Annotated in this window: 24 protein-coding genes and 1 pseudogene; 16 read left to right on the top strand and 9 right to left on the bottom strand. The window is 66.7% G+C overall.

Going from position 1 to position 25,465, the window contains the following annotated elements; translation table 11 throughout:
• Window positions 1–80: 80 nt before the first annotated feature.
• Complete coding sequence (locus tag ACYQPG_RS17465; RefSeq protein ID WP_461231363.1) at window positions 81–983, bottom strand: AraC family transcriptional regulator; 903 nt, start codon at window positions 981–983, stop codon at window positions 81–83.
• Window positions 984–1,076: 93 nt separating this feature from the next.
• Between ACYQPG_RS17465 and ACYQPG_RS17460 the strand changes: the two genes are divergently transcribed.
• Together ACYQPG_RS17460 and ACYQPG_RS17455 are read left to right on the top strand one after the other, a co-directional pair.
• Window positions 1,077–1,823, top strand: coding sequence for an SDR family oxidoreductase (locus ACYQPG_RS17460; protein ID WP_461231362.1), 747 nt, complete (start codon window positions 1,077–1,079; stop codon window positions 1,821–1,823).
• Entirely contained in the window at window positions 1,766–2,641 is an 876-nt protein-coding gene (locus ACYQPG_RS17455; RefSeq protein WP_461231361.1) for an SDR family NAD(P)-dependent oxidoreductase, read from the top strand. Before ACYQPG_RS17460 ends, ACYQPG_RS17455 begins: the two co-directional genes overlap by 58 nt.
• Before the next feature lie 350 nt (window positions 2,642–2,991).
• Here the strand turns inward: ACYQPG_RS17455 and ACYQPG_RS17450 are convergent, their stop codons facing one another.
• Entirely contained in the window at window positions 2,992–3,204 is a 213-nt protein-coding gene (locus tag ACYQPG_RS17450) for a tautomerase family protein (RefSeq protein ID WP_461231360.1), read from the bottom strand.
• Window positions 3,205–3,265: 61 nt separating this feature from the next.
• Window positions 3,266–4,036 (bottom strand): SDR family oxidoreductase, encoded by a 771-nt coding sequence (locus ACYQPG_RS17445; protein WP_461231359.1) that lies wholly within the window; start codon window positions 4,034–4,036, stop codon window positions 3,266–3,268.
• 102 nt (window positions 4,037–4,138) lie between these two features.
• On the opposite strand from ACYQPG_RS17445, the gene ACYQPG_RS17440 reads away from it, so the two are divergent.
• The 3 genes and pseudogenes from ACYQPG_RS17440 to ACYQPG_RS17430 all read left to right on the top strand — a co-directional run.
• Window positions 4,139–4,588 (top strand): winged helix-turn-helix transcriptional regulator, encoded by a 450-nt coding sequence (locus ACYQPG_RS17440; protein WP_461231358.1) that lies wholly within the window; start codon window positions 4,139–4,141, stop codon window positions 4,586–4,588.
• Between the two features lie 230 nt (window positions 4,589–4,818).
• On the top strand, window positions 4,819–5,625 hold the full coding sequence (locus ACYQPG_RS17435) for a TSUP family transporter (protein ID WP_461232473.1): 807 nt from the start codon (window positions 4,819–4,821) through the stop codon (window positions 5,623–5,625).
• 60 nt (window positions 5,626–5,685) lie between these two features.
• A pseudogene (locus ACYQPG_RS17430) lies at window positions 5,686–5,853 on the top strand (histidine kinase); the annotation flags it as partial.
• 344 nt (window positions 5,854–6,197) lie between these two features.
• Here ACYQPG_RS17430 and ACYQPG_RS17425 read toward each other — a convergent pair.
• Window positions 6,198–7,430 carry an IS91 family transposase gene (locus ACYQPG_RS17425; RefSeq protein ID WP_461231357.1) on the bottom strand — a complete coding sequence of 411 codons (1,233 nt, stop codon included), beginning with the start codon at window positions 7,428–7,430 and terminating at the stop codon, window positions 6,198–6,200.
• 4 nt (window positions 7,431–7,434) lie between these two features.
• Window positions 7,435–8,343, bottom strand: a complete 909-nt coding sequence (locus tag ACYQPG_RS17420) for a tyrosine-type recombinase/integrase (protein ID WP_461231356.1) — start codon at window positions 8,341–8,343, stop codon at window positions 7,435–7,437.
• Between the two features lie 306 nt (window positions 8,344–8,649).
• On the opposite strand from ACYQPG_RS17420, the gene ACYQPG_RS17415 reads away from it, so the two are divergent.
• The 3 genes from ACYQPG_RS17415 to ACYQPG_RS17405 all read left to right on the top strand — a co-directional run bounded on the left by ACYQPG_RS17415 (window position 8,650) and on the right by ACYQPG_RS17405 (window position 10,997).
• Entirely contained in the window at window positions 8,650–9,537 is an 888-nt protein-coding gene (locus ACYQPG_RS17415; RefSeq protein ID WP_461231355.1) for an AraC family transcriptional regulator, read from the top strand.
• Window positions 9,538–9,633: 96 nt separating this feature from the next.
• Complete coding sequence (locus ACYQPG_RS17410; RefSeq protein ID WP_461231354.1) at window positions 9,634–10,530, top strand: PhzF family phenazine biosynthesis protein; 897 nt, start codon at window positions 9,634–9,636, stop codon at window positions 10,528–10,530.
• Window positions 10,527–10,997, top strand: a complete 471-nt coding sequence (locus ACYQPG_RS17405) for a RidA family protein (protein ID WP_461231353.1) — start codon at window positions 10,527–10,529, stop codon at window positions 10,995–10,997. Before ACYQPG_RS17410 ends, ACYQPG_RS17405 begins: the two co-directional genes overlap by 4 nt.
• A gap of 366 nt (window positions 10,998–11,363) precedes the next feature.
• Here ACYQPG_RS17405 and ACYQPG_RS17400 read toward each other — a convergent pair whose 3' ends face one another.
• Window positions 11,364–12,326, bottom strand: coding sequence for a LysR family transcriptional regulator (locus ACYQPG_RS17400; RefSeq protein WP_461231352.1), 963 nt, complete (start codon window positions 12,324–12,326; stop codon window positions 11,364–11,366).
• Between the two features lie 301 nt (window positions 12,327–12,627).
• Here ACYQPG_RS17400 and ACYQPG_RS17395 point away from each other — a divergent pair, with 301 nt between their 5' ends.
• From ACYQPG_RS17395 to ACYQPG_RS17360, 8 genes are all read left to right on the top strand, one after another.
• Window positions 12,628–13,821 (top strand): ABC transporter substrate-binding protein, encoded by a 1,194-nt coding sequence (locus ACYQPG_RS17395; protein ID WP_147897447.1) that lies wholly within the window; start codon window positions 12,628–12,630, stop codon window positions 13,819–13,821.
• A gap of 129 nt (window positions 13,822–13,950) precedes the next feature.
• Window positions 13,951–14,826: a branched-chain amino acid ABC transporter permease gene (locus ACYQPG_RS17390; protein ID WP_147897448.1), complete on the top strand. Its 876-nt coding sequence runs from the start codon at window positions 13,951–13,953 to the stop codon at window positions 14,824–14,826.
• Complete coding sequence (locus tag ACYQPG_RS17385) at window positions 14,823–16,604, top strand: branched-chain amino acid ABC transporter ATP-binding protein/permease (protein WP_461231351.1); 1,782 nt, start codon at window positions 14,823–14,825, stop codon at window positions 16,602–16,604. Before ACYQPG_RS17390 ends, ACYQPG_RS17385 begins: the two co-directional genes overlap by 4 nt.
• Window positions 16,604–17,341, top strand: a complete 738-nt coding sequence (locus tag ACYQPG_RS17380; protein ID WP_461231350.1) for an ABC transporter ATP-binding protein — start codon at window positions 16,604–16,606, stop codon at window positions 17,339–17,341. Before ACYQPG_RS17385 ends, ACYQPG_RS17380 begins: the two co-directional genes overlap by 1 nt.
• 80 nt (window positions 17,342–17,421) lie before the next feature.
• A complete protein-coding gene (locus ACYQPG_RS17375) occupies window positions 17,422–18,123 on the top strand; it encodes a cyclase family protein (RefSeq protein WP_461231349.1) in 702 nt (233 codons plus the stop codon).
• Between the two features lie 49 nt (window positions 18,124–18,172).
• Window positions 18,173–19,582 carry an amidase family protein gene (locus ACYQPG_RS17370; RefSeq protein ID WP_461231348.1) on the top strand — a complete coding sequence of 470 codons (1,410 nt, stop codon included), beginning with the start codon at window positions 18,173–18,175 and terminating at the stop codon, window positions 19,580–19,582.
• A 230-nt stretch (window positions 19,583–19,812) separates the two neighbouring features.
• Window positions 19,813–21,171, top strand: a complete 1,359-nt coding sequence (locus ACYQPG_RS17365) for an MFS transporter (protein WP_461231347.1) — start codon at window positions 19,813–19,815, stop codon at window positions 21,169–21,171.
• Window positions 21,172–21,175: 4 nt separating this feature from the next.
• A complete protein-coding gene (locus tag ACYQPG_RS17360) occupies window positions 21,176–21,973 on the top strand; it encodes an alpha/beta fold hydrolase (protein WP_147941365.1) in 798 nt (265 codons plus the stop codon).
• Between the two features lie 50 nt (window positions 21,974–22,023).
• On the opposite strand, the gene ACYQPG_RS17355 is transcribed toward ACYQPG_RS17360, so the two are convergent.
• The 3 genes from ACYQPG_RS17355 to ACYQPG_RS17345 all read right to left on the bottom strand — a co-directional run bounded on the left by ACYQPG_RS17355 (window position 22,024) and on the right by ACYQPG_RS17345 (window position 25,407).
• Window positions 22,024–22,791, bottom strand: coding sequence for a molybdate ABC transporter substrate-binding protein (locus ACYQPG_RS17355; protein WP_461231346.1), 768 nt, complete (start codon window positions 22,789–22,791; stop codon window positions 22,024–22,026).
• A 356-nt stretch (window positions 22,792–23,147) separates the two neighbouring features.
• Window positions 23,148–24,467 carry an MFS transporter gene (locus ACYQPG_RS17350; protein WP_461231345.1) on the bottom strand — a complete coding sequence of 440 codons (1,320 nt, stop codon included), beginning with the start codon at window positions 24,465–24,467 and terminating at the stop codon, window positions 23,148–23,150.
• Between the two features lie 94 nt (window positions 24,468–24,561).
• Window positions 24,562–25,407: an aspartate dehydrogenase gene (locus tag ACYQPG_RS17345; RefSeq protein WP_461231344.1), complete on the bottom strand. Its 846-nt coding sequence runs from the start codon at window positions 25,405–25,407 to the stop codon at window positions 24,562–24,564.
• Window positions 25,408–25,465 lie beyond the last annotated feature (58 nt).

Here is a 25,465-nt window from a genome sequence, read left to right as displayed (position 1 = left end):
CGCGTAGCGGGTGCCGTTACCCCGCATGCGATACCTTCGGAGTCGCGAAAACGGCTCCCCCAGTCGTTGGCCGACCCGGATCAGCCCATACGCCGCTCGCGGGCGTAGTTGATCGGCGGCTTGCCGACGTGCCGCGCGAAGGCGACGCTGAACGTGCTCGCCGAGCTATAGCCCACGCGTTCGGCCACCTCGGCCATTCCCGCCGGCTCGCGACTCAGCACGTCCTTGGCCAACGCCATGCGCCATGCCAGCAGGTAGTCCATCGGCGTGACGCCGACCTCGCGCCGGAACCGTTCGAAGAACGTGGACCGGGACAGCCCCGCTTCCCTGGCGAGGTCGGCCACCGTCCAGGCTCGGGTGGGATGTTCGTGCATCTGCCGAAGCGCCGCCGCAAGCCGGTCGTCGGCAAGCCCGCGCAGCAGTCCGGATGGCGCCGCCGGCCCCGTGGTCGAGCGGAACGCCTCGATCAGCAGCACCTCCAGCAACCGGGCCAGGACCACGTCACGGCCGGGCCTGTCGCTGCGCGTCTCGCCGTTGACGAGGCTTAGGAGCGTGGTCAGCCGTTCCTCACCGCGGACATGTACGAATCGCGGCAGAAGCGACACGAGCAGATCCGCGTCGTCCGACGCGAAGGCGCAGTGCCCGACGATCATGCGGACGTGCGGTGCCTCACCCGGTGCGCCCAACCGGAAAACCCCCGGGCTTACCTCGACGGGGTCAGGCCAAAAGCCGGGTGCCGGTGGTTCGAGGCTGGAGGTCGTGAAGGCATGGGCTGCCGGGATGAGGACGAAGTCGCCCGTTTGAAGAACGACCTCGGCCTGCCCATCGACGGCAAGACGGCATGCCCCGTCGAGCACGGCGGCGTAGAACGGGCGTCCGTTGTCGGAGCGGCGAACGGCCCAGTGGCCACCGCCGCTGACCAGCTTCGAGAACGAGGCATTGGGCCTGAGCAACCCGACGACATGTGTGAGGGGATCGGTCATTCTCGGACGCTCGCCAATGCAAACCGGACTTCAGCCCGTATCACGTCCGTAGACCCCCGCCTATCACTCTTGGCGCTTCAAACGGGAGGTCCCATGAACACCATCCTCATCACCGGCTGCTCGTCCGGCTTCGGCCTTGAGACGGCACGCCACTTCCTCGATCGCGGCTACTGGGTCGTCGCCACCATGCGCACGCCGCGTGAGGACGTCCTGCCCACCTCCGACCGCCTCAAGGTCCTGGCGTTGGATATCACCGACGCGGGCAGCATCTCCCACGCCATCGAGGCGGCCGGACCTATCGATGCCCTGGTCAACAATGCGGGCGTCGGGCTCCTGAACGCCTTGGAGGGCGTCTCGATGGATGCCGTCCGCGAGGTGTTCGAGACGAACACGCTCGGCACCATCGCCATGACCCAGGCCGTGCTGCCGCAGTTCCGGGCGCGGGGGGCTGGGGTGATCGTCAACGTGACGTCCAGCGTGACGCAGCGTCCCTTGCATCTGCTGTCGGTCTACACCGCGAGCAAGGCGGCGGTGAATGCCTTTACCGAATCCCTTGCCCTGGAGCTGGATCCGTTCGGGGTGCGCGCGCGGCTGGTCATTCCCGGTCGCGCCCCGGAGACCGCGTTCGGCGCCAACGCCCGCGCCCGCATGGGCATGGACGTTCCGGAGGCCTATGCCGGCTTGGCCACCCAGGTCTTCGCTCGGTTCCAGCAGTCGACGGAGGAATTGACGCGAGCCTCGGACGTCGCGGAGGCGGTCTGGCGAGCGGTCACGGACCCGTCATGTCCGATGCGCTTACCCGCGGGCGCGGACGCGGTGGCGGAAGCTATGGCGGCCTGAGCCCTGGGCTCTGCGATCTCGGCTTCACCTTCCTTCAGGTCACGTCAGGAACCATCGCGCTCAACGTCCCGACGATCAGCGGACCGGCGCTCTTGGCTGCCTGCCGTCATCATCACGCCTTTCGGGATGCCGCGCTCGAAGGGCCTCCGGTACGCGTTCTGACCAAGATGTGGGCGGGAGCGGCTCCCGCCCGGCATTCCTCAAGGAGAACGACGATGACGACCGGTAAGGTAGTGGTGGTGGCAGGGGTCGGACCGGGTAACGGGGCAGCACTCGCCCGGCGTTTTGCGGTCGGCGGCAACCGTGTGGCGATGCTCGCGCGTGACAAGGCCCGTGTGGACGCACTCGCTGCGGATATCGACGGAGGGCAGGTTTATGCCTGCGACGTGGCGGATGAGGGGTCGGTCAAGGCAGCCTTCTCCGCGATCAGGGCCGAACTGGGTGAGGTGGACACGCTCCTGTTCAACGCCGGCAGCGGTGCCTTCGCAGATGTCGAGAACATCACGGCCGAACAGTTCGAGGCATCCTGGCGGGTGAACGCGCTCGGCGCCTTCCTCTGCTCCCGCGAGGTGATCCCCGCCATGAAGGCGGCAGGCGAAGGGAACATCGTCTTCGTCGGAGCCACGGCGTCCCGTCGCGGCAGCAAGATGACGGCCGCGTTCGCACCAGCCAAGGCGGCACAGCGCAGCTTGGCGGAGTCGATGGCGCGCTCGCTCTGGCCAGCCGGCATCCATGTCGCCCTCATCATCCTTGACGGCATCGTCGACCTTGAAAGCACGCGCCTGGGGATGCCCGGCAGCCCGATGAATTTTTCTTAGACCCGGCGGGTGTTGCCGAGATCGCGTTGGACCTGACCCGTCAGTCGCGGCGAGCATGGAGCTTCGAGGTCGAGGCTCGGCCGTTCGGTGAAACTTGGTAGGTCAACGGCTAGCCTGAGACGGCGGAAGAGCCTGCCACCTGCGTTCCCGAAGTCGGTCGAGCCGTATACCACCCAACTGCGTCGTAAGAGGGAGCGTACTATCCTCGGAAGTAGTCGTAGGAATGCCACCCTTCAGGTCGTGAAGGCTGACCGGGGCGGCAGACTTACCAACTTCTCCGGGTGTTCGTGCATCAGCTTGCGCTGACGCCGGGTGTAGGGGCCGCCAATCCCATGGCGGCCCATGTGCGATCAGTCCTTCGCGCGATAAGCATCCGGTATAATGAACACATCACCGGCCCGAGCGTAGCCGCCGTCCTTGACCTCTTCTATCAGCACCATGGTGTGTGGTCGAACGGCTTCGCTAAAGTAATCGACGAACAGGTTCGTCACGCGGTGGACGATCTCTTCCTTCTGCGCGTGGCTGAGCGCCGCTTCTGGGACCTTGATGTTAGCAAACGGCATCAGTCTTCTCCACGGTGGGTGAGTTGAACGGCGGCGTGGTAGGCGGGCTGGCCCAACAGCCTCAGCGCTTCTTCTCACGTGCCTTGCGGGCGGCATCGTTCAAGGTCGTCACAGCCTCGTCGAAGCGGTGCTCAGCTTCGGCGTTGCGCTGAAAGGCGACGCGCTGCACGAGGATCTCACGCGGCGTTGGCTGCTGCTGGAACAGAGCCATGACCTCATCGATGAAGTCGGCGAGTGGCAGGTAGCCATCGCGGGTGGCTTGGCCGGGGGTCAGATCGGTCTGTACCGCCGGGGGCACCAGTTCGATCACTTCGATCCTGCCCTTCAGGACCTCTCGTAGCGATACCGTGTAGCTGTGAATGGCGGCCTTCGTCGCTGAGTAGGTCGGTGTCGCCGTCAGGGGAACGAAGGCCAGTCCGGAGGACACGTTGATCAGTGCCGCATCAGGGCGGCCGAGCAGATGCTCGATCAGGGCGTCCGTCAGCCGGATTGGGCCGAGCAGGTTGGCGGTGATCGTCGCTTCGGCGTCTGAGAGGTCGCGGGCCTGATCCAGCGCCTCGAAGCGCATGATCCCGGCGTTGTTGATCACCACGTTCAGGGCCGGGTGCTCGGCCACGATCCGCTGCGCGAACCCGGCGATGTCTCCGGCGTCCGCGATGTCGAGCGGCATCGCGTGCATGCCCGGGCGGCCGCTGGTGACCCGTTCCAGTGCCTCCGCCCGGCGACCGACGACGATGACGGTGTTGCCCAGATCGTGGAAGCGATGCGCGAGAGCCTCTCCGATCCCGGAGCCGCCTCCGGTGATGAGAATGGTGTTGCCTGAGATGTTCATGACGGCGACCTTCGTTGTTGTCGCCGACGAAATTATCGATCACGCTCTCCAGGCTGAAGTAGGCACCGAAAAGATTTGTACTTACCGAAAGGAGAGCGTCGGATGCGTAGGGCTACCCCGGATCCCATCATCGAGGCCCAACGGAAGGGACCGATCCCGAAGGACGTCGATCCGACGATCGAGGTGCTGGTGAACGACATCATTGCCAAGGTGGCCGACAAGTGGACCATGCTGATCCTTGAGGCTCTGGACGAGCATGGCACCCTACGGTTCACGCAACTCGGCAAGGCGGTGGGTCGGATCAGCCAAAAGATGCTGACGCAGACGGTCCGGCAGATGGAACGGGATGGTCTCGTGCGACGCACCGTGCATCCGGTGATCCCGCCGCACGTGGATTACACGCTGACGCCGCTCGGCCAGAGCTTGGGGGCGGCGTTCTGTGGTGTGTGGATCTGGGCTGAGACGCACCACGCTGAGATCGAGCGCGCACGTCGGGCGTTCGCGGCGGCGGTTGAAGCGTCCGATGTGTCCGCCTGCGTCGAAATACCGTGAAGGCTACAGGGTTGCTTTAAACGGTTTGCGGACCCTGACCCTTGCCTGGAAGCGGACATGCCGCATTCGACCCTCCATCGCCGTCCAGGGCAGTGAGGCGATCATCGGTCTGGTGCCTCCGAGTATCCTGGATTGCGTCGACGCACCTGCCTATCGCCGTTACTACCGCTCAATCCGGTCCTGCGAGAGGGTTCTCCTGCTTGCGCGTCAATTATAAGGAAGCGCAACTCATGTGGGGGTATGATCCGGCCTTGCTTGCGACCATGTTCGGCGTGGCGCTGCTGGGTGGCGGTGTGGACGCTATCGCAGGTGGTGGCGGCCTGATAACCGTGCCGGCACTGATCCTTGCAGGGCTCGACCCGGTTAGTGCGGTAGCGACTAACAAGCTGCAAGGCAGCGTTGGCGCCTGCTCGGCGACTATGGCTTTTGCCAGACGCGGGCTGATCGTATGGGCGCAAGTTTGGCCAATCGCGCTCGCTGCCGCCGCCGGTTCAATCCTCGGCGCGCTGTCCATTGGGCTGTTGCCGCGAGCCGTTCTGGATGCTGGCGTTCCGGTACTGCTCGTCGGGATTGCTCTCTATTTCGCCTTTGGACCACGAATGAGCGAACAGGATGCGACCGCGCGCCTTTCACCGGCTGCGTTCGCACTGAGCTTCGCACCAGCTGTGGGGTTCTATGACGGAGTGTTCGGCCCTGGTGCCGGCGCCTTCTACATGATCGGCTTCGTGACGATTCTCGGCCTCGGTGTTGTAAGAGCGACCGCACACACGAAGCTAGCCAATGCCGCAAGCAATCTCGGCAGCCTCGGCCTGTTCGTCGTCGCGGGTCATGTGGTGTGGCCAATCGGATTTGTCATGACGGTTGGTGCCTATCTTGGTGCTCAGATCGGCTCAGCACTCGCGGTCCGCATGGGCGCCAAGCTCATTAGGCCGCTTCTAATCACCATTGCTAGTGCAATGGCTCTACGTCTACTCTCCGATCCCACCAACCCGTTGCGTATGGCGGCAGTAGCCCTGCTGCCGAGTTTTGGAATCTGAAAAAGCGTGAGCATCCGAGCGTGCGCGAACTGCGGGTGCCCAATGACCCGGTTGCTCTAGGGCACGTTCAGCGGACGTATCCGGGTGTCCATGTCAAGGATAGGTGTCGGAGAGGCAGCCGCGACAACCCTTGCGCTTGTCGTGCACGAACTCGCCACCAACTCCCTCAAGTACGGTGCTCTCTCGATTTCTACCAGGACCCTCGACGTCTCCTGCTCCCTCTCCGAGCTTCCGCATTCGCGGGAAGTCGACCGAAAGCGGACCGGCGCCTATCCTGAAGAGTTTCGGTCGCCGCGAGGCGTACGAAAGTCGTGGATGAACGAACCCGCGGGATGGCGGGCGGTCCTATGGGGATTTGGGTTAGGCGTCGCCCCCAGGGGCGGGGCAACGGTGGGCAAACCTCGCCGGTTGCGAGGCTGAGGGCTGCCGGACTGGCGGGCCCCCGGGTCTTGGCGAAGCCGACCGGGGTTCGACGATCGCGGTTGCGCGGCCCATCCTGGCATTCGGCACACGGTGAGGCATGCCCCGGGGCGCGGCTCCGCGGGTGGTTGGCGGCGTCAGGCCATGCCGGGTCATGGCGAACCGGCCCGGTGCGACGTGGAGCGGAACGGCGGCCCCCGGGGCTGATGCCAGCCCGCGAAGGACCCGACGATCATCATGGGACCGCCGCAGCAGGGGCAAGGCGAGCGGGCCTTGCCGGGGCTGTCCTGCGGATCGGGCGCGTCGGCGGTGGGGCGAGGCGGGGCCGGGACGCCGAGGATCGCGCGGATGTGGGCCAGGCCTGCCTTCCGGTTTGCGCCCGTGAGGAGGCCGTAGTGCCGGATGCGGTGGAAGCCGCGCGGCAGGACATGGAGCAGGAAGCGCCGGATGAACTCCGTGGCCGACAGGGTCATGACCCGCGGCCGTCCGGCCTCGTCGCGCCGGTAGTCCTTGACGCGGAAGCTGACACTCGCCCCGTCGAAGGCGAGGATGCGTCGGCTGGAGATTGCGACGCGGTGGGTGTAGCGCGCCAGGTAGGCGAGCACGGCCTTCGGCCCGGCAAACGGCGGCTTGGCGTAGACCACCCAGCGCTTCCTGCGCACCGGGGCGAGCGCGCGGGCGAAGGCTCTGGGATCCGAGAGCGGAGCCAGGGTGCCGAAGAAGACGAGCGTCCCGGCCTCGTGGAGGGCGGCGAGCCCTTCGAGGAACAGGCGGCGGAACAGCATGCCCAGCACCCGCACCGGCAGGAGGAAGGCAGGGCGCAACGCGACCCATCGGGTCCCGTCCGGCGAGAGGCCTCCGCCGGGGACGATCATGTGGAGATGGGGATGGTGGGTCATGGCCGAGCCCCAGGTGTGGAGCACGGCGGTGAGACCGATGCGGGCCCCGAGGTGCTTCGGGTCGGCGGCGATCCGCATCATGGTGGTGCTCGCCGCTCGGAACAGCAGGTCGTAGACGGCGGCCTTGTTGTGGAAGGCGATGGCGGCGATCTCGGCCGGCAGGGTGAAGACGACGTGGAAGTAGCCGACCGGCAGGAGGTCGGCCTCGCGCGCGGCGAGCCAGTCGCGGGCCGCCGCACCCTGGCAGCGGGGGCAATGCCGGTTGCGGCAGGAGTTGTAGGCGATGCGCAGGTGGCCGCACGCATCGCAGCCCTCGACATGGCCGCCGAGGCTGGCCGTGCGGCAGTGCTCGATCGCCGCCATCACCTTCAGCGTGTCCAGGCTCAGATGGCCGGCCTGATCGGCGCGGTAGGCTGGACCGGCGGCGCGGAAGACGTCGGCCAGTTCGATGGTGGCGGCCGTCGTCGTGCCCGTCGTGGCGGGCATCGCCTCAGCCCGGCGCGGGCCCCTGCCTGTGGAACAGGGCGAGCCTGTCGAGGGGGCTGGTCACGGCCCGCACCGTCCGGGTGGCGACCTTGGCGTAGAGGGCGGTGGTGTCGAGCCGGCTGTGCCCGAGCAGAACCTGGATGACGCGGATGTCGACGCCGTCCTCCAGGAGATGGGTGGCGAAGGAGTGGCGCAGGGTATGGGGACCGACGCGCTTGGGGATCCCGGCCGAGCGCGCCGCCTCGACGACGACGCGGTGCAGCTGGCGCGTGCTGATCGGCCGTGTCCAGTCCTGCCCGGGGAACAGCCAGCCCTGGCGCTGCAGGACGCCCTGCCGGTGCCCCTCGCGCCACCAGCGCCGCAGCAGGTCCAGGAGATCGGCCGACAGCATGGCGTTGCGGTCGCGGCCGCCTTTGCCACGCTCGATCCGCAGGAGCATGCGGGTCGAGTCGACATCGCCGATCCGAAGCGCGGCGACTTCGGCCACGCGCAGTCCCGCGCCGTAGGCGAGGGACAGGGCGGCGAGATGCTTCAGGCAGACCGTGGCATCGAGCAGACGCCCGACCTTGCCGGCGCTCAGCACGTCGGGCAGGGTGCGCGGCTGGTTGAGGCGGACCAGCCCCCGGGCGAGATCGGGGCGGTTGAGCGTCTGGACGAAGAAGAAGCGCAGGGCGGAGACGATGGCGTTCATGGTCGGCACGCCGAGGCCGACCTCCTGCTGGGCGATCTGGAAGCGGCGCAGGTCGTCGCCGGTCGCGGTATCGGGTGATCGCCGCAGGAAGGCGGCCAGCCGCCCGACGTCGCGGATGTAGTTGCGCTGCGTCGCCCGGGAGAACCGGCGCAGGGTCATGTCGTCGATCAGGCGCTGGCGCAGCGAGCCGCCGGCAGCGGCGGGAACGGCGAGGATGGTCATGGGATGGCTCCACTCGAAGTAAGGGAGCCGGGATCGTCCGCCCGGGCTGGGCGGCGCTCAATTGGCGCAGGGCGCTCGGGTCAATCCGCTAGCCTCGAAGCTGCCACCCATCCCGCGCGAGCGGGTTCGTTCATCCACCCATCGCGGTCGTTCAAGCAAATCGGGGGGCTTGTGAGCGGAACGACGGCCCCTCGGCGAGGGAATCGCGAAGATCCCGATCCGTGTTGCCATCCTCAATCTAAGGGGCATTACACGGTTCGTTTGACGGTACTGGTCGCATCACCCCGACCGCGGTAGCATCCCACGATGCTCAGGTCCCTCGCCCTTCTCCGGCAGACGGCGCAGCCCTCCTCGGTCATCGGCGACGGGGACGAGCACATCACGATCGTCGACGGCGGCACCGACTACGCAAGGCCCTGGCATTGGCACGACGGCCTCATGCTGCTGTTGCCCTGGTTCGGCGTCCTGAACCTGAAACACGAGGGGCGACGCGACGGTGACTGGGTCTCCGACGACCGTTTCGCCATCGTCCCCGCCATGCACGCCCATGACACGAGCGCCTGTCGTTCCAACCAGACCCACATCGCCCTGTACATCGACGACAAGGCCTTACGCCGCATCGAGACGCGGATCGGCTCGCTCGAACGCGTCCGAGCATCGATCCGCAGGATCGCCATGTTTCCGGTCACACCGGAAATCCGCACCTTGCACTCGCTGTGTCGCGACGGCGGCGGTGACGCGGTAGGGCTGGAGGCCGTTCGCGACCATCTCTCAACCGCGTTGCTCATCCGGCGCCTCGGAGCCATCGAGCGGGGCCGGACCCTCCCCTCGGCTTCGCATCGGGGTCAGGGCGCGGTCTTGGTTCGCGAGGCGAAGGCCTTCGTCGCCGCACGCATGGACCAGGACGTCCCGCTCGACCTTCTGGCCGATCGCCTCGGCGTCTCGCGTCGGCATCTGACCCGCCTGTTCCAGGCCGAGGTCGGTCAATCGGTCGGAGCGTTCCAACGGGCCCACCGCCTCGACGCCGCCAAGGACCTGTTGATCTCCACGGACCTTGCCGTCGACGAGATCGCGTTTCGGGTCGGCTTCGAGAGCGGTTCTGCGCTGTCGCGCGCCTTGCGCCAGCGTGACGGCGTGGCGGCCACGGACATCCGTTCCTCCTTGAACGCGATGGCCCGCCCGGTCGCGAGGTAAGGCCCGCACGGTCGCGCGGCCGCTCCCGGTTCCTGCAACGATACGGGTTCACAGCGCCTCCGAGATTTGGAGCGCCCCGATCGAGGGACGGAAGCCATGAGCGAAGTCGAGGTCGTCCGTGTCTTCACGTCCGGCGGCGCGGGAGGAAATCCCTGCCCTGTGGTCGTTGATGCCGGCGCCATGGACGCGGACGCGATGCGGGCGGTCGCACGGCGGCACGGTCATGAGAGCGGCTTCGTACTGACAGCCGAGGACGACACGCACGACTACAGGTTCCGGTTCTTCGTGCCGAACCATGAGATGGAGATGTGCGCCCACGCCACCATCGGCGCGCTTTGGATCCTGGCCCGGAAGGGACGGGTGACGACAGCCTCGGTCCGGATCGCCACGGCGAGCGGTCCCGTCACCGGGTTCGTGAGAGGGCGCGAGGACGGGTCATGGCGCGTCGAGATCACCCAACCCGCCGGACGGGTGGTGCCGCTCGCGCCGGATCGCGTGGACGCCGTCTGCGCGGCCTTGGGCATCGGTCGCGATGTCCTCGCGGACCTCCCGGTGCACAATGCCGCTACCTCCCGCGTGAAGACCCTCGTGCCGATGCGTCTACCGGAGGGCCTTCACGCCCTTGCCCCCGACCCGGCATCCGTCGAGGCTGCCTGCCGGACCATCGGTTCGACCGGGCTTTACCCCTACGCCGTGGTCGACGGGCCGGGTCGTGCATTCGAGGCGCGCCAGTTCCCGCGGTCGTCCGGTTACCCGGAAGATGCCGCGACGGGCATCGCCGCGGCGGCGCTCGCGTTCGGTCTCCTGCACGACGGAACCATCGAACCCGATGATCGCCCGATCCTGATCCACCAAGGTCGGGCCATGGGCTGCCTGTCGGAGATACAAGTCCGGATCGGCTTCGCCGGGGACCGCCCCGTCGGCTGCCTGCTCGGGGGTGAGGTTGCGCCCGGGGCTGAACTTCGTCCCGGTCCCGAAGGAACGCCGGCATGAACGCCATGATCCTCGCCCGCCTGGCGGCAGCCGGGTTGGCCTTGCAGCGACCGACGATGCCGGCGGCCAACTACGTCCCGTTCGCGCGCGCTGGCTCCCTCCTGTTCGTGGCTGGGCAGACGCCGGTGCAGGACGGCATACCCCGGTATCTCGGCATCGTCGGCGAGGATGTGACGGTCGAGGACGCACAGGCCGCGGCACGCCTATGCGCCCTCAACATCCTCGCCCAGGTCGGCGTCGCCCTCGGGAATGAGCCCCGTCGCGTGCGCTGCCTTCGGCTCGGCGGGTTCGTCCGCTCCCGGGATGCCTTCACCCAACAGGCGCGCGTCATGGACGGCGCCTCGGACAGACAGAAATGCAATGAACGTCGGCGGCACTCCCAGGATGAAATTCATGTGAATGGCCCAGCATGGCAGCCGGCACAATTAATGTCCGCTATGGGGAAGCGGCCGCGGCTGCTCGAATGACCGGGATGGGCGCAAAGCGGAACGTCCGCTATTGGTATTCTCGGGCCTACAGTGAACGGACGGCGCTTCGACGCTCCGCTGCACGCGTCGAACGCCTGTCGCGCCCGCTAAATTCCGTTCACCCTATTCTTAGCAAGCCTATCGCCGGCGTACCGACGACCCTCTCCGCTGGCCTTCCCTTCCCCAGCCCCGAGGCGGTACGCCTACCGCCGCCATAAGCTCTCCGCTGCCCTGCCATCCGCTCAGCCGCTTTCGAGGCTCTCAGTCTAAAGGCAGGCTTTCATGATCAATACTCTTTGTTCATTCGAGCCTGCGGCTGGGATGCCTTAAGTCGTCCTTGGATTCTTAATGAACCCGAGCCACTTTTTAGGCACGAGTGCGTGCAGGCGCGGTACGGTCCGTTGGTTTAAGCCGGGCACGCCAGATGGAGCGCTCGACCAAATCTCCGATCACGCTCGCCAGAACTTCGGCGACAGCCTCGCTGCCGCGGGCGTTGAGAGTCCGCTGAGAGACGACCACGGAGAGCCGCCAGGATGGGGTCGGATCTACGATCGGGATAGCAACCATCTCTCCGCGCTCGATCTCCGCAGCCAATGCGAAGTGCGGCATGACAGTCGCAAACGCCTGAGCTCGCACCAGCTCTGCGATCGCCGGCAAGCTCTCGCAATCCGTAGCAACCGGTGTGACGTCGTGGCGGGCCCCAAGCTGCTCAATCACGACCCGAAGGACGTTCGGCCGCCCTGGAAGTACGACAGGTAAGTTCTGCTTGAAGACTTGTTCGAATTTGATTTCATGCTGCGCCGCCAGCGGGTGGGCTGCCGGGACGACGAACATCAGAGCCTCGACCATCATTTCGGTCCAAGCCACATGCTCGAAGGCCTTGTGGTCGTAGAGCAGCGCCACATCCAGGCGGCCGGATTGAATCCACTCGTCGAGCGTACCGCTCATGGCTTCGACGATGTGCAGTGTGATGTTAGGCAATGCCATCGCCATCGCGCGATGCAACGGCAGGGACAGGCCCCGGCAGGCCGACGTCGGCAGTCCGACCGAAATGCGCCCGCTCGGACTCGTCGATTGGGATCGAACACTCTCTTTGGCTCGCTCGACCTCTTGGAGGATACGTCGGGCATGCTCGTAGAATTTAAGCCCCAGCTCTGTCGGTGTAACGCCCCGGGCATGCCGGAACAGCAACTCGATGCCGAGCTCCTCCTCGAGATTTCGCATCTGCTGGCTGAGAGAGGGCTGTGCGATCCGCAAGACCTCGGCGGCCCGAGAGACATTTCCGCTCTCGGCGATCTGGGCGAAATAGCGAAGCTGACGAAGATCCATGCTGATCCTATCGAATCTTCGGTAGCATCGGCGCAGCGCGCCGCCGATGTCAAACTGCTCTAGCGCTGTGCAATCTGCGCAAGCTATGTGCACGAGGGCATGTTTTTCGATGTGTTCACAGTGGGTTGGTGAGCGCATCCTCCGGTGTAAATCGCCTATGATTAATGCTCATAGGAAATTCCGATACCTCGTATCGGAATTTGGTCTTTGATGATGGCTGTATTCGGCGCGTAGCCTTGCGTTAATTCGCCGAGCATCAGGGCCGAACCCGGGCTGCTATCTGGAAATCGGAGACCATAGCATGGATGCGCACAAGTATTTGCGCGGCCTCTCTCTGGCTGCCCCGCTGATACTCACTATCCCGGATGCGGCCCTGGCGCAGCAGGAGCCGTGTATCGGCAATTCTGCAGCGATAACTGGTCCTGCGGCCTTCGGTGGACAGGCCATCAAGATGGGTGCCGAGATCGCCATCGACGAGATCAACGCCAAGGGCGGCGTTCTGGGCAAGCCGTTGCGCTTCGTACAGTACGACGATGCAGGCGCTCCGCCTCGCGGCGTCGACAACACTCGCCGCATCGCACTCGCTGACAAATGCGTGGTGGTTCTGGGCGGCTACCACTCTACCGTCTCGGTGGCGCAGGTCGAGCCAGTCCATGCCATCGGCATCCCGTTCGTCGGAGTGCTGGCCGCCAACACCCAGGCGATCGAGAACGGTCGCAGCCCGAACTACATGTTCCGCGTCTCAGCCAAGGACAAATGGGTCGCCCGCTTCCTGGTGGAGCAGGCAGCGAAAGTTTCGAAGAGTGGCAAGATCGCGTTCTTCTACGAGAACACAGGTTGGGGCAACGGTGCGGTGCCCGATGTCAAGGCGGCGATCGCCAAGGCCGGCAAGGAGCTTGTCGCTACCGAGACCTTCAACTGGAACGATCAGGACATGACCCCGCAGGCGATCCGCGCACGGGACGCGGGCGCGGATGTGGCCCTTTTCTGGGCTCTCGACCGCGAGGGCAATCAGCTGGTCCGCTCGATGGACAAGGTCGGCTACAAACCCACCGTCATCGGCGCCTGGGGCATCGCCGGCAATCTCGGCGAGCTTGCTGGCCCACTCGCTAACGGCATCGAGGTTGTCCAGACCTACAGCTTCATGGGTGATCTCGACCCGAAGGGTCAGGCGCTCTGGCAGAAGGTTCAGGCCAAGTACGGACTGAAGGATCCCTCGCAGATCAAGATGGGCTCCGGCATCGCCAACACCTACGACGCAGTCCACATCGTGGCTCAGGCGATCGAAAAAGCTGGCGCTTATGATTGGAAAAAGGTCCGCGAAGCTCTCTACCAAGTCAAGTACGACGGCTTGGTCGCCAAGTACGACCCCGCCTTCGACGCCTCCGACCCGGAGCGGCAGGACGCGATCTTGCCGAGCTACTACAAGCTGACCGTCTGGTCCGACGGCAAGCTGCTGCCGATTGGACAGACTCCCTACGGTAAGTCGAACTGAGGCACGCGCCTTTCACCCCTTCCCTAGCGGGAGGGCTGGGGCGGTTCGTCCGGATCCCCCTCGCCGGGCCGGACCGCCCCGACTCCTGTGGACGCTCTGCACGCTTCGCATTGAGAGGCCCGCGCAGTCATGACGACCGCCCTGCAGTATACCCTTTCGGGCTTGGCGATCGGGGGCATCTACGCCTTGGTCGCGCTCGGCTTCCACATCATGTGGTCGGCTGCCAAGGCCGTGAACTTTGCCCACGGCGATACTCTGATGATCGGCGCCGTGATCGCCGTGATGGGCCTTGACGCCGGCATTCCGCTGCCGCTCGCCTGCCTACTGGCAGTTCTGGCGGGGGGAGTATTCGGCGTCGTGCTGGAGCGCCTTGCGGTGCGGCCATTCATCGGCGCTAACGCCTCGATCGGCTGGATGCTCACCACCATCGCGGTCGGCATCATGGCGGAAGCTCTCGCCACCATGCAGTTCGGCGGCTTCTCACGCCCGCTGCCCTCGCCTGGCGTCGCCCGAGCAATCTCGGTCTTCGGAGCGGGCGTCTATCCTCAGGAACTGGTGATCCCGGCTGTCGCAGTGCTGGCGATGATCGGTCTGCACCTGATGCAGCGGCACACGCTCGTAGGGCGTGCGATGCAAGCGGTCGCCCACAACCGCCAAGCCGCGGCCCTTATGGGCATCGACGTCGACCGGATCGTGATGTTCTCTTTCGGTCTTGCCGCCCTGCTTGGCGCTGGAGCGGGCGTACTTGTTGCCCCCGTGATCCAGGCTTCGGCCAGCATGGGCGTGCTCCTGGGTCTCAAGGGTTTCGCGGTCGCGATCATCGGCGGGATCACCAGCGGGCCAGGCGTCGTCGTGGCCGGCCTCGCTTTTGGCATCATGGAGAAGTTCGTCGAAGGCTACGTCTCGACGGCGGCCCGCGAGATCGTCGGCTTCAGCGTGATGATCTTGGTGCTGCTCGCCTGCCCTCAGGGCCTGTTCGGTCGCCGGGAGATCTTCAAGGTATGAAGGCTCTCCACCTCATCGGCTTCGCGCTATTCGCCGCGATCCTCGTCGCCGTGCCGCTCACCTCCGGCAACGAGTACGAGCTACGCCTGTTCATGCTGTTCCTGATCTACGGCCTGATCGCGGTCGGTCTGAACGTCCTGGTCGGCCTCACCGGCCTCGTTTCGCTCGGGCAGGCGGGACTGTTCGCGCTTGGATCCTATGCCGGCGCGATCCTGGCGATCCGTCTCGGCCTGGACCTCGTGCTCGCGAGCCTTGGCGCTGCTGTCGTGGCGGGGGTCTTTGGCGCGGCGCTCGCTTATCCGAGCGTGCGCGTCCGCGGCGTCTATCTCGCCGTGGTGACGATCGCCTTCGGACTCATCGTCGAGAACGTCGCGATCGAGTGGCAGGGGCTGACCGGCGGCACCACCGGGCTCAGCGGCATCCCAGGCCCGAACCTACTTGGTTACCCCCTATCGGGTTACGCCTTCTACGCCGTGCTCGCCGTCACCCTCTTCCTGGGGACGCTCGCGACGCACAACCTGAAGCACTCTGGCTACGGCCGGGCGATGCTGGCTGTCTCTCAGAGTGAGACCGCGGCGCGCAGCCTCGGGATCGGCGCGACGGGCATCCGGACGCTTGCCTTCGCGGTCGCAGCTGTGACGGCGGGCGTGGCCGGCAGTTTCTATGCCTTCCTCAACGCCTACATCTCGCCCGACATTTTCACGTTCTCGGATTCCGTTCGCTTCCTGCTGATGGTGATCCTGGGCGGAGCGGCCTCGACCTTCGGGCCGGTGCTCGGGGCCTTCATCCTCACCTACCTGCCGGAGGTTCTGCAGCGCTTTGCGGAGTGGCAGAAGTTCGCCTACGGCGCGCTGCTCCTCGCCGTGATGTTCGGACTGCCAGGCGGCATCCTCGGCACGCTCGGCAATGTCTACGCCCGGCTGCGCCCGGGTCCGCGCGGTGTCGACCCGGCTGACGGTACGGCCGCCAGCGCGATCCTGGCTGGGCGTGCACCCGCCGCGCTGGAGACGAACGGTCTCACCGTCCGCTTCGGTGGCCTGACGGCTCTCGACGCGGCAACTGTCCGGGTCGCTCCCGGTGAGATCCACGCCTTGATCGGTCCGAACGGTGCCGGCAAGTCAACTTTCGTCAACACGATCTCGGGTTTCTACCGGCCGAGCGACGGTGGTGTGCGTCTCGACGGCACCGAACTCGCCGGTCGGAAGGTCCACGACATCGCCCGGCGTGGCCTGGCCCGTACCTTCCAGAACACCGAGCTGTTCGGACAGATGACGGTGCTGGAGAACGTTATGGTCGGCGGCTTCCCTCATCTTGGCTACGGTTTGCCGAGCGCGATCCTGCGCACGCCCCGCTTCCGCCGCGAAGAGGCTGCTTGCCACGCTGCAGCCATCGGCCTGCTCGACTTCGTCGGCCTCACGGACGCGGCTAACGAGCAGGCGCGCTATCTGCCCTTTGGCCATCAACGCCGTCTGGAGATCGCCCGGGCGCTCGCCACACGACCTCGCCTGCTTCTCCTCGACGAGCCCGCCGCCGGCTTGACCACCGGGGAAATCGACGAGCTGGAGGTCATGATCCGCAAGATCGCCGGACTTGGTGTGTCGGTGCTGCTCATCGAGCACCACGTCGACCTGATCATGGCAGTCGCCGATACCGTGACGGTACTCGACTATGGTCAGATCATCGCGAGCGATCGGCCGGACGTCGTGCAGGCCGATCCGCGGGTGATCGAGGCCTATTTCGGCGGCCCTTCCACCATCCTCAGCGAGGAGGCTGCTTGATGACCGACGCTCCCCTTCTCTCGGTCGATGACCTGGAGGTGCGATACGGCGCGGTCACCGCGCTGCGCGGCGCCAGCTTGAGCGTTCGCCGCGGCCAGCTCGTCGCTGTGATCGGCAACAATGGGGCCGGCAAGACTTCCCTGATGCGCGGCCTCACCGGGCTTGTGCGGCCGAGCGCCGGGCGTGTCCTGTTCAAGGGGGAGGAGATCACGCGGCTTGCCGCCCACGCCAAGGTGGCCCGTGGCCTCGTGATGGTGCCGGAGGGGCGGCTGATCTTCCCCGACCAAACGGTCGAGGACAACCTCATCCTGGGCGCCTATGCCCACGGCGGTCTGAAGACGATGCGGTCGAAGGAGACCCTGGAACGATCGCTCGCCCTGTTTCCGCGGCTGCGTGAGCGTCTTCGTCAGCCCGCAGGCAGCATGTCGGGCGGCGAGCAGCAAATGCTGGCCATCGCCCGCGGCTTGATGGCCGAGCCCGACCTCCTCGTCATCGACGAACTCTCGCTCGGCCTCGCCCCCCGGATCGTCGAGCAACTGATCGGCGTCCTGCGCGACCTCAACCGGCAGGGCCTCACCATTCTTCTCGTCGAGCAGCTCGCATCCTACGCGCTCGCCATCGCCGACCACGCCTTCGTGGTGGCACAGGGGCGCGTGGTGCGGGACGGCCCGAGCGTGCTTCTCGCCCGCGATCCGGAGGTCATGGAAACCTTCCTCGGCAAGAAGAAAGCCGCCTGAGAACGACACCTCGAAGACCCGATCCGACGCGGCACCAGGCGGCGCTGCGAACGGTCTCTCATGCCCGATAAGGAACCGTCATGCCCCAGCGCGTCGTCGACCTGAGCCTCCTGATCGAGGACAACATGCCGGCCCACAAGCTCTTTCAGAGGCCGGTGCTCACCACCCATCTCAGCCACGAGAGCTCCGCTGCCCTTGAACTCGGCGTCCCCGGCGACGCAATGACGTTCCAGACGAACTTCATCGCGATGCTGGACCATGTCGGCACGCACGTCGATGCGTTCCTCCACGTGAACCCGAACGGCCAACCGGTCGACGAGATGCCGCTTGAGATGTTCATGGGTAAGGCGGTGTGCTTCGACCTGCGCCACATCCCCGACCTCGGCGACATCACGGTCGCCGATATGGAGGCGGCTGAGGCCAAGAGCGGCGTGAAGATCGATGGTCACATCGTCCTGCTCTGCACCGGCTTCCACGCTCGCAACTACCCGGGGCCCGACTCGGTCTGGAAGAATCCGCTGCTCACCGCGGAGGCAACCAAGTGGCTGCACGCGCGTGGCTCGAAGATGCAAGGCGTCGAGGGTCCCTCCACCGACAAGCCGAGCGACAACATTTTCGCCCAGCACCGTCTGTGCCGAGACCTCGGCATGAGCCACTGGGAGTGGCTGGTGAACCTGGAGGAACTCCTGGGCAAGGGCGAGGTCCAGTTCTTCGGCGTGCCCCTGAAGTTCAAGGGCGGGTCCGGCTCGCCGGTACGCGCCTTCGCCATCGTCAACGACTGACTCGATCGCGGCGCCTCTTGGGCGCCGCCCAAGACGGGAGGGTGGTTCGATGACGGCCGAATTCGACTTCATGACCGCGCTCGAGTTGCGCCGGCTCGTCGCGACGCGCGCGGTCTCCCCGGTTGAGCTGACTGCGCGAGCCCTCTCGCTGGCAGAGTCCAGCCAAGCGACGCTAAATGCATTCTGCCACCTGATGGGGGACGAGGCCCGCGCCGCCGCCCGGCGGTCCGAGGAGGCGGTGATGCGCGGTGGAGTCCTCGGGCTCCTCCATGGTCTACCGGTCTCGGTGAAGGATCTGATCGCGGTAGCAGGCGTGCCCTATGCTTCGGGCTCGCGCGCCATGGCGGGCAATATTGCGGCCGCTGATGCCCCCTCCGTCGAGCGGCTGCGGGCTGCGGGCGCGATCATCATCGGCAAGACCACGACAAGTGAATTTGGGGCCAAGCCGGTGGGCGACTCGCCGCTCACCGGAATCACCCGACATCCCTGGAATCTCGAAAAGACGCCGGGCGGATCGAGCGCCGGCGCGGCCGCCTCGGTGGCGGCCGGGATCACGCCGTTTGCCGTGGGGACGGACGGCGGCGGATCCTTGCGCATCCCGGCCTCGCTCACCGGGCTCGTAGGACTCAAGGCCCAGTTCGGGCGCGTGCCGGTCTGGCCAACATCGGCGACGCCGACGCTGGCCCATGTAGGCTCCCTCGCACGCAACGTGGTCGATGCGGCCCTGCTAACGACTGCGATATCCGGCTACGACCCGCGCGATCCCTTCGCGGTGGCTGGCCCGGTGCCCGATCTTCTCGGCGCTGCGCAAGCTTCAGTGGCCGGCCTGCGCGTCGCCTGGAGCGCGACCCTCGGCTACGCCCGTCCCGATCCGGAGGTTGCCGCGATCGCCCGCACGGCCGCCCTGGCGCTCGCCGACCAGGGCGCGGTGGTCGAGGAGATCGACACCGTCTTCGAGACCGACCCGGCAGATCTCTGGACCGCGGAATTCTACGCCGGCATCGGGACCAGGCTGCGCGGCATCCTCGAGACCCGCCGCGACCTGCTCGATCCGGCGGTCGCCGACGTGCTCGACGCCGCGCTCGCCCAGGAGATGCGTGGGTACTACGAGACGGTTTTCGCGCGCTACGCGCTGCGTGACCGCATGGTCCGCTTCTTTGCGGACCATGACGTCCTGCTCTCGCCGACCCTGCCGATCTCGTCCCTGGAGGCCGGCCGGAACATCCCCGAGGGGCTCGGCGACCGCAGCCTCGTCTCCTGGGCGTTCTACACTTATCCCTTCAACCTCACTGGTCAGCCTGCGGCCTCCGTCTGCGCGGGCCTTGCCCCGGACGGCATGCCGGTCGGTCTCCAAATCGTCGGCCGCACTCTGGGCGAGGCCGACGTGGTGCGAACGGCTGCGGCGATCGAGCGAACGCAGCCGCCGGGCTACAACATCCGACCAAACCAAGGCTGGTGAGAGGCAGTGCTGGTGGAAGCGGCCCAGGCCAGCGGCTCGACCGAGGGGCCCAATGAGCCCCTCGCCGCGCAACCCGTAGAACCGCGTGCGCTAGACGCGCCCGGTGGTGCTGAGGATCTCTTGAACTCAGGCTGATGAGATCAGGGCTGAGGCGCGCAACTGCGAACGACACCGTTCTCACGAAGATACCCAGTCGAGCATCCGATTATTCGATCACCGTCGAGCTGATGATGACGCAAGTACAAGCGGGCCAGTTGCTTGAGAGCCTCGACCGGTCGGATTTCACGGCGAAGCACTGGCGCATGTACGTGACCGCCGCGCTCGGCCATTTGTTCGACGGCTTCGACATCAACATGATGGGCTTCGCGTTGCCCGGCATCGTCGCGGCCTTCACGCTGAGCCCGGCCGAGGCCGGCGTCCTGGCTTCCAGCGTCTTCATCGGCATGCTGATCGGCTCGACCTGTGTCGGCTTCCTCGCCGATCGGTTCGGGCGCAAATGGACGATGGTCGGCTCGATCGCTGCCTACTGCGTCCTCAGCTGCGCCGTCGCGTTCGCCTGGAGCCATGACTCGCTCCTGGTGCTGCGGATCCTTCAGGGCATCGGACTGGGCGCGGAGGTGCCGCTCGTGTTCACGTACCTCTCCGAATTCATCCCGGCCCGCCGACGCGGGCTCATGCTCGCCTCGACCGTTGCGTTTTGGCAGGGCTCAAGCTTCATCGCGGCGATGGTCGCCCTCCTCGTCATCCCGGCGTTCACGTGGCGGGGGATGTTCATCGCGGGAGCCGTTCCCGGCCTCGTACTGATCGTGCTCTGGGCGCTTTTGCCCGAATCCGTTCGCTTCCTCATCGCTCGCGGTCGCCTCGACGAAGCCGACCGCATCGTTGACGGCCTCAGCACCGTCGACCCGCGGACGCTGCCGCCGACCGTCCATCGACCGCCGGCCGAGCCGGCACGCCTGAGCGCGATCCTGCGCGGCGGCTACTTCCGACCGACCGCGAGCATTTGGCTGATGCAACTCACCGGCGGGGCGGTGTTCTTCGCTGTGGCGATCTGGCTGCCGTCGATTTTCGCACGCATGGGCTTTCCGGTCGTGAAGAGCTTCGCCTTCACCGGCCTGATTGCGGGGACGGGCGCGCTGGGCAACATCGCGGGCGGCCTGCTGCTGGATCGCTGGGGGCGGCGCACGACCGTCCCGGTGTTCCTGTGCATCGGTGGTCTCCTCATGTTCGCTTGGGGGCAGGCCACCGAGTCCTGGTCGATCCTTGGGCTCGGCGCGCTGACGGCGTTCTTCGCCTCGGGTGGTGCGGGCGGACCACTCTTCGCCTACACGAGCGAGGTCTACCCGACGCGGTACCGCGCCGTCGGGACGGGCTGGGCCGCGGCCTGGCAGCGGATCGGCGGGATCGTCGCGGCGCCGGCGCTCGGATGGATGCTGGGTAACGGCGCCCCCAATTACGCCTTCTTCACCGCCCTGGGCATGCTGCTGCTGATCGGAGGCGTCGGGGGCTACCTCCTCGGCTACGAGACCCGCGGTAAATCGCTGGAAGCGGTCACGGCGGAACTCTCCGGTACGACAGGTCAGGTCTGAGACGATGCCGCACTTCGAACGCGACGGACGCCGGCTGCACTACGAACTGCTCGGCCGGGGCGACCCGGTGATGCTGATCCACGGGTTCACAAACGCCGGCTGGTCCTGGATGAACCAGGTCGCCGCTTTGGTATTCGCCGGCTACAGCGTGATCGTGCCCGATCTCCGCGGGCACGGCCTGTCGGATCCGGCAACCGACGTCACGACCGTGGACGATCTGACTCGAGACGTCATCGGGTTGCTCGACCATCTCGCGCTCGAGCGCGTCTCGGTCTGCGGGTTGTCGCTCGGGGGCATGATCGCGCTGACGCTCGCGCTCGAGCAGCCGCAGCGGATTGACCGGCTCGTCGTCGCGAACTCGCGGGCTGCGTTCAACGACCCGGCGACGGCGGATCTTGTCGCCGGCTGGGTAGAAATGTTTTGTCAGCCGGGCGGGCCACTCAAGCGTTTTCAGGCGACGTGGCCTGTGATGCTCAATGCGGCGTACCGGCAGAGCTCGGCCGGACGAGCGACCTTCGCGACGTGGTGCCGCTTAGCCGAGCGACATAACGGATCCTCGCTCGCGAACGTTGCCCTCGGCATGCGCGCGTTCGACGTCGCCGGTCGCCTCCGGACCATCACGCATCCCACCCTGGTGATCGCGGGCGAGGAGGATAAGCTGTTTCCGCCCGCCGTCGCGCGCGAGGTCAGCAACGCCGTGGCCGGTGCGCGGTTCACGGTCATTCCTGGGGCGGCGCATATCTCGTCTCTCGACAGCGCGGAGGCGTTCAATACCTGCCTGCTCGACTTCATCGCCGATTGATCGAGACCGCTGAACCCCTTGATGATGCCTTGCTGGTACGGGTGCTCCGCTCAGTGCGGTGGGACGTTCCAACCCGCTTGCTTCAGCCGGGCGCTGCCGGTCGGGCCCGTCACGAAGGCGATGAAGGCGCGTGCCGAACGCTGGACCTGAGTCCGCGTCGTGACGGCGGCGGCGTAGGGCGTACTCGCGTTGAGGGCGTCGGGCAGGAAGCCCGCGAACGCCACTCCGGGTGCGTCGATGAGTTCGCTGGCTTGTGTCAGGCCGATCGTCCCCCTGCCCGAGGCGACGGCTGCGGCGACCTCGGCTCCGGTGGTGCAGAGAACTGCCTTCGCGTGCACCGCATCGATGAGCCCGAGTCGCGTCAACATCACGTCGAAGAAGGCGCCCGACGTGCCGCCACCCCTCGGATCGATGTAGGCCACGGTGGGTGCCGCGAGGAGCGTCGCACGAAAACCCGCCTCGCCCGTCAGGTCGGGGAGAGCGGTCCCAGACTTGACGGCGGCGCCGAGCCGCATGCGTGCGACTTCGACCTTGGTCTCCGCGCGAACGTCCCCGCGCGCGACGAGCGTGTCGACGCCGGCCAAGGCGGTCATGACCACGTCGGCGTCTTCGTGCGCGGCAAGCTTGGCGAGGACGCCGCCCGCATTGGTGATCGTCAGGACGAGGTGGTCGCCGGTCTGCCGCTCGAACAACGCGATGAGGTCGCGCAGGCTCGACGCGTAGACGCCCGTTGCGAGCACGCGGATGTCGGCGGCCGCCGCGGGCGTGCTCAGCACGGTCGTACAGCAAGCGATCGACAGAAGCTGAGCTCGGCGCATGGCATCTCTCCTTGGGCGCGACGCCTCCGTCTTGCGGACCAGCGGGGCGCGCTTGATTTTGCAGCACGGAGCGCCGTGCTCCACAAACCGTGTGTCGCGTCCGCCGTTGTCTGTCCCTTATTGGGGGAGCCCTCCCCCGTCCGAGCGCGGCCCCGGTGATGCGGGACCCAGTGGTACCCGGACGCGTCTCCTCGCGGCATCGCCGCCCAATCGCCCGGGGGGCAGCACTCCCGGACGGTGATGCCGGGCTGTCGGCTAGATGGCGAAGAGCGGGCGGTAATCGAAGCTAGGGCGTGCTGCTGACATCGTCTCGCGGAACTCCCGCCCGAACCGCGGTGCAGGGCGTCGTTTATGTTCTACGCCTGCTCGCCTGGCAGGACGGGGATCAACGGGGGGCGCGTGCGGCCCAGTCCCAACGCGAGCGCGGCGCCCGTGGCCGTGACCAGCGCGAGCGGCAGCAAGCCCAGCGCGTAGCTGCCGCTCGCGTCCTTGATCACGCCCATCAGATACGTTCCGATGAAGGCGCCGAGGTTGCCGATGGCGTTGACCTGCGCGATCCCGGCCGCGGACGCGCCCGGCGGCAGCCATTCCGTGACCAGCGCCCAAAACGGGCCTTTGACTGCGTAGGTCCCAAGGATTGCCAGGAACAGGATCCCGACTGTCGGCCAGAGCCCCTGCGCAGCCAGCGCTGCCGCGAGACAGAGTGCGGTGAGCGCCTGAGGCCCGGCGACGTGCCAAGCTCGTTCCCCCGTACGGTCCGAGCGTCGGGCCCAGAGCACCATCAGCCCGGCCGCGATCCCGAACGGCACCGAGTTGAGCATGCCGATCTCCATCGTCGTGAGGCCGTAGGACTTGAAGATCTGTGGCTGCCAGATCGACAGGCACGCGCTCGCGCCGACACTTCCGGCGAAGATTAAGCCCGCCGCCATCACGCGCCGATCGGAGATCACCCGCCAGACGGAAGGCCGCACTGTTGGCTGCTCCGCGCGCTCCGCGGCCAGGCGTCCAATCAGCCAACCGCGCTGCGCCTCGTCGAGCCAGGGCGCTCGGTCCGGCCCCTCCGGCAGAAATCGCAGGACGAGCAGGCCGAGAACCACGGCCGGCGCCGCCTCGACGATTGACATCAGCTGCCAGCCGCGCAGACCCAGCCAGCCGTCGAGCCCGAGCAGGGCCGCCGAGATCGGCGAGCCGACGAAGTTCGACAGGGGCACGGCCACCGCGAAGAGGGCGATCACGCGGGCGCGGTAGGCCTTCGGGAACCAGCGCGTCAGGTAGAAGATCACGCCGGGATAGAAGCCGGCCTCCGCCGCGCCGAGCAGGAAGCGCACCGTGCAGAACGAGAGTGGGCCGATGACGAACGCGGTGGCCGCGGAGATGAGTCCCCAGGTGATCATGATGCGGGCCAGCCAGAGGCGGGCACCGAACCGCTCGAGCATCAGGTTGGAGGGCACCTCGAACAGGAAATAGGCGACGAAGAAGAGACCGGCGCCCAGGCCGAAGACCGAGGACGACAGGCCGGCATCGGCGTTCATCTGCAGGGCGGCGAAGCCGACGTTGACGCGGTCGATGAAGGCGACGAGGAAGCCCAGCATCAGGAGCGGCATGAGCCGCATCGTCACGCGCCGCATCGTTACCCGCTCGATCTCGGACAGGATCTCACCGCTCGCCGATGTCACGGACCGCTCCGGGATCTGAGAGACAACCGCGCGCGGCCTTTGGCCCAAGCGCGTGAGCGTGGCAGCACAGGGCGTGCCAGCCCGGATGGGTCCTTTAGGTCCCGACCCTGAGCGGGGCGGCGAGCTTGCGCAGGTAGGCGATGACCGACAGAGCGGTGATGCGACCCGTGCGGGGGTTCTCATCAGTCGGCACGTTCTCGATCGTCATCGAGAATCGCGCCGCGTCGGCCTCGACCTCGATGCGGTGGGTGTTGCGGTCGAGGATGGGGTCGGCCCAGATCTCGAGCTCAGTCCGATCCGGTCCGATGCCGGCGAGCGAGAGCGCGACCGCGACGTTGAGGTTTGCCGGAAACCCGCGGGCCGCCTCGCGTGGGCTGCCGGCAAAAACCCGCATCGGCTCGGTGATCCCAGCGATCTCGATGCCGTTTTCAACGAGGTAGGGCGCGCCGACAAGCCCGCGCACGGGCTTGCGGGTAATCATGCGCACCGTGTGGATCGTGCCCTCCGCGGCGGCCGTCACGGCGTCGAGGCCGAGCAGCGCGCCAGTCGGGACGACGATCTGCCCCCCGTGGGCGCGGGCGAGCTCCACGAGGTCCTCGTTGTCGAGGAGCGCTCCGCAGCTCAGCACGACGGCCGTCTTGCCCGCCCTCACGAACGGCCGCACGATCGCGGGGAGGTGCTGGGATGGTGCGCATTCCAGAACGATATCGGCCCGCGGCTCCAGGGCGTCGAACGCGGTGACGACCTCGGGCGGCTCGGCCAGCGCCGCGAGTTCGGCGCGAGCCTTAGCGGCGTCGCGGACCGCGACGGCGGTCAGGCTCAGTCCCGGTATAGCGCCCCCGTCGAGCGCCCGCGCTACGGCGCGCCCGACCGTGCCGAGGCCGGCGATCGCGACGCGGCCGCCTCGGACCGGCGACCTGGATGCTTCTTGCAGCGCCATTCTGGATTCCCATTCAACATGGCCGGGGAGGCTGGCCACAATCCGTCTGCATCGGCCA

The sequence above is a fragment of the Methylobacterium sp. CM6246 genome, assembly GCF_054818005.1.
This window is presented reverse-complemented; position numbering and strand designations above follow the sequence as displayed.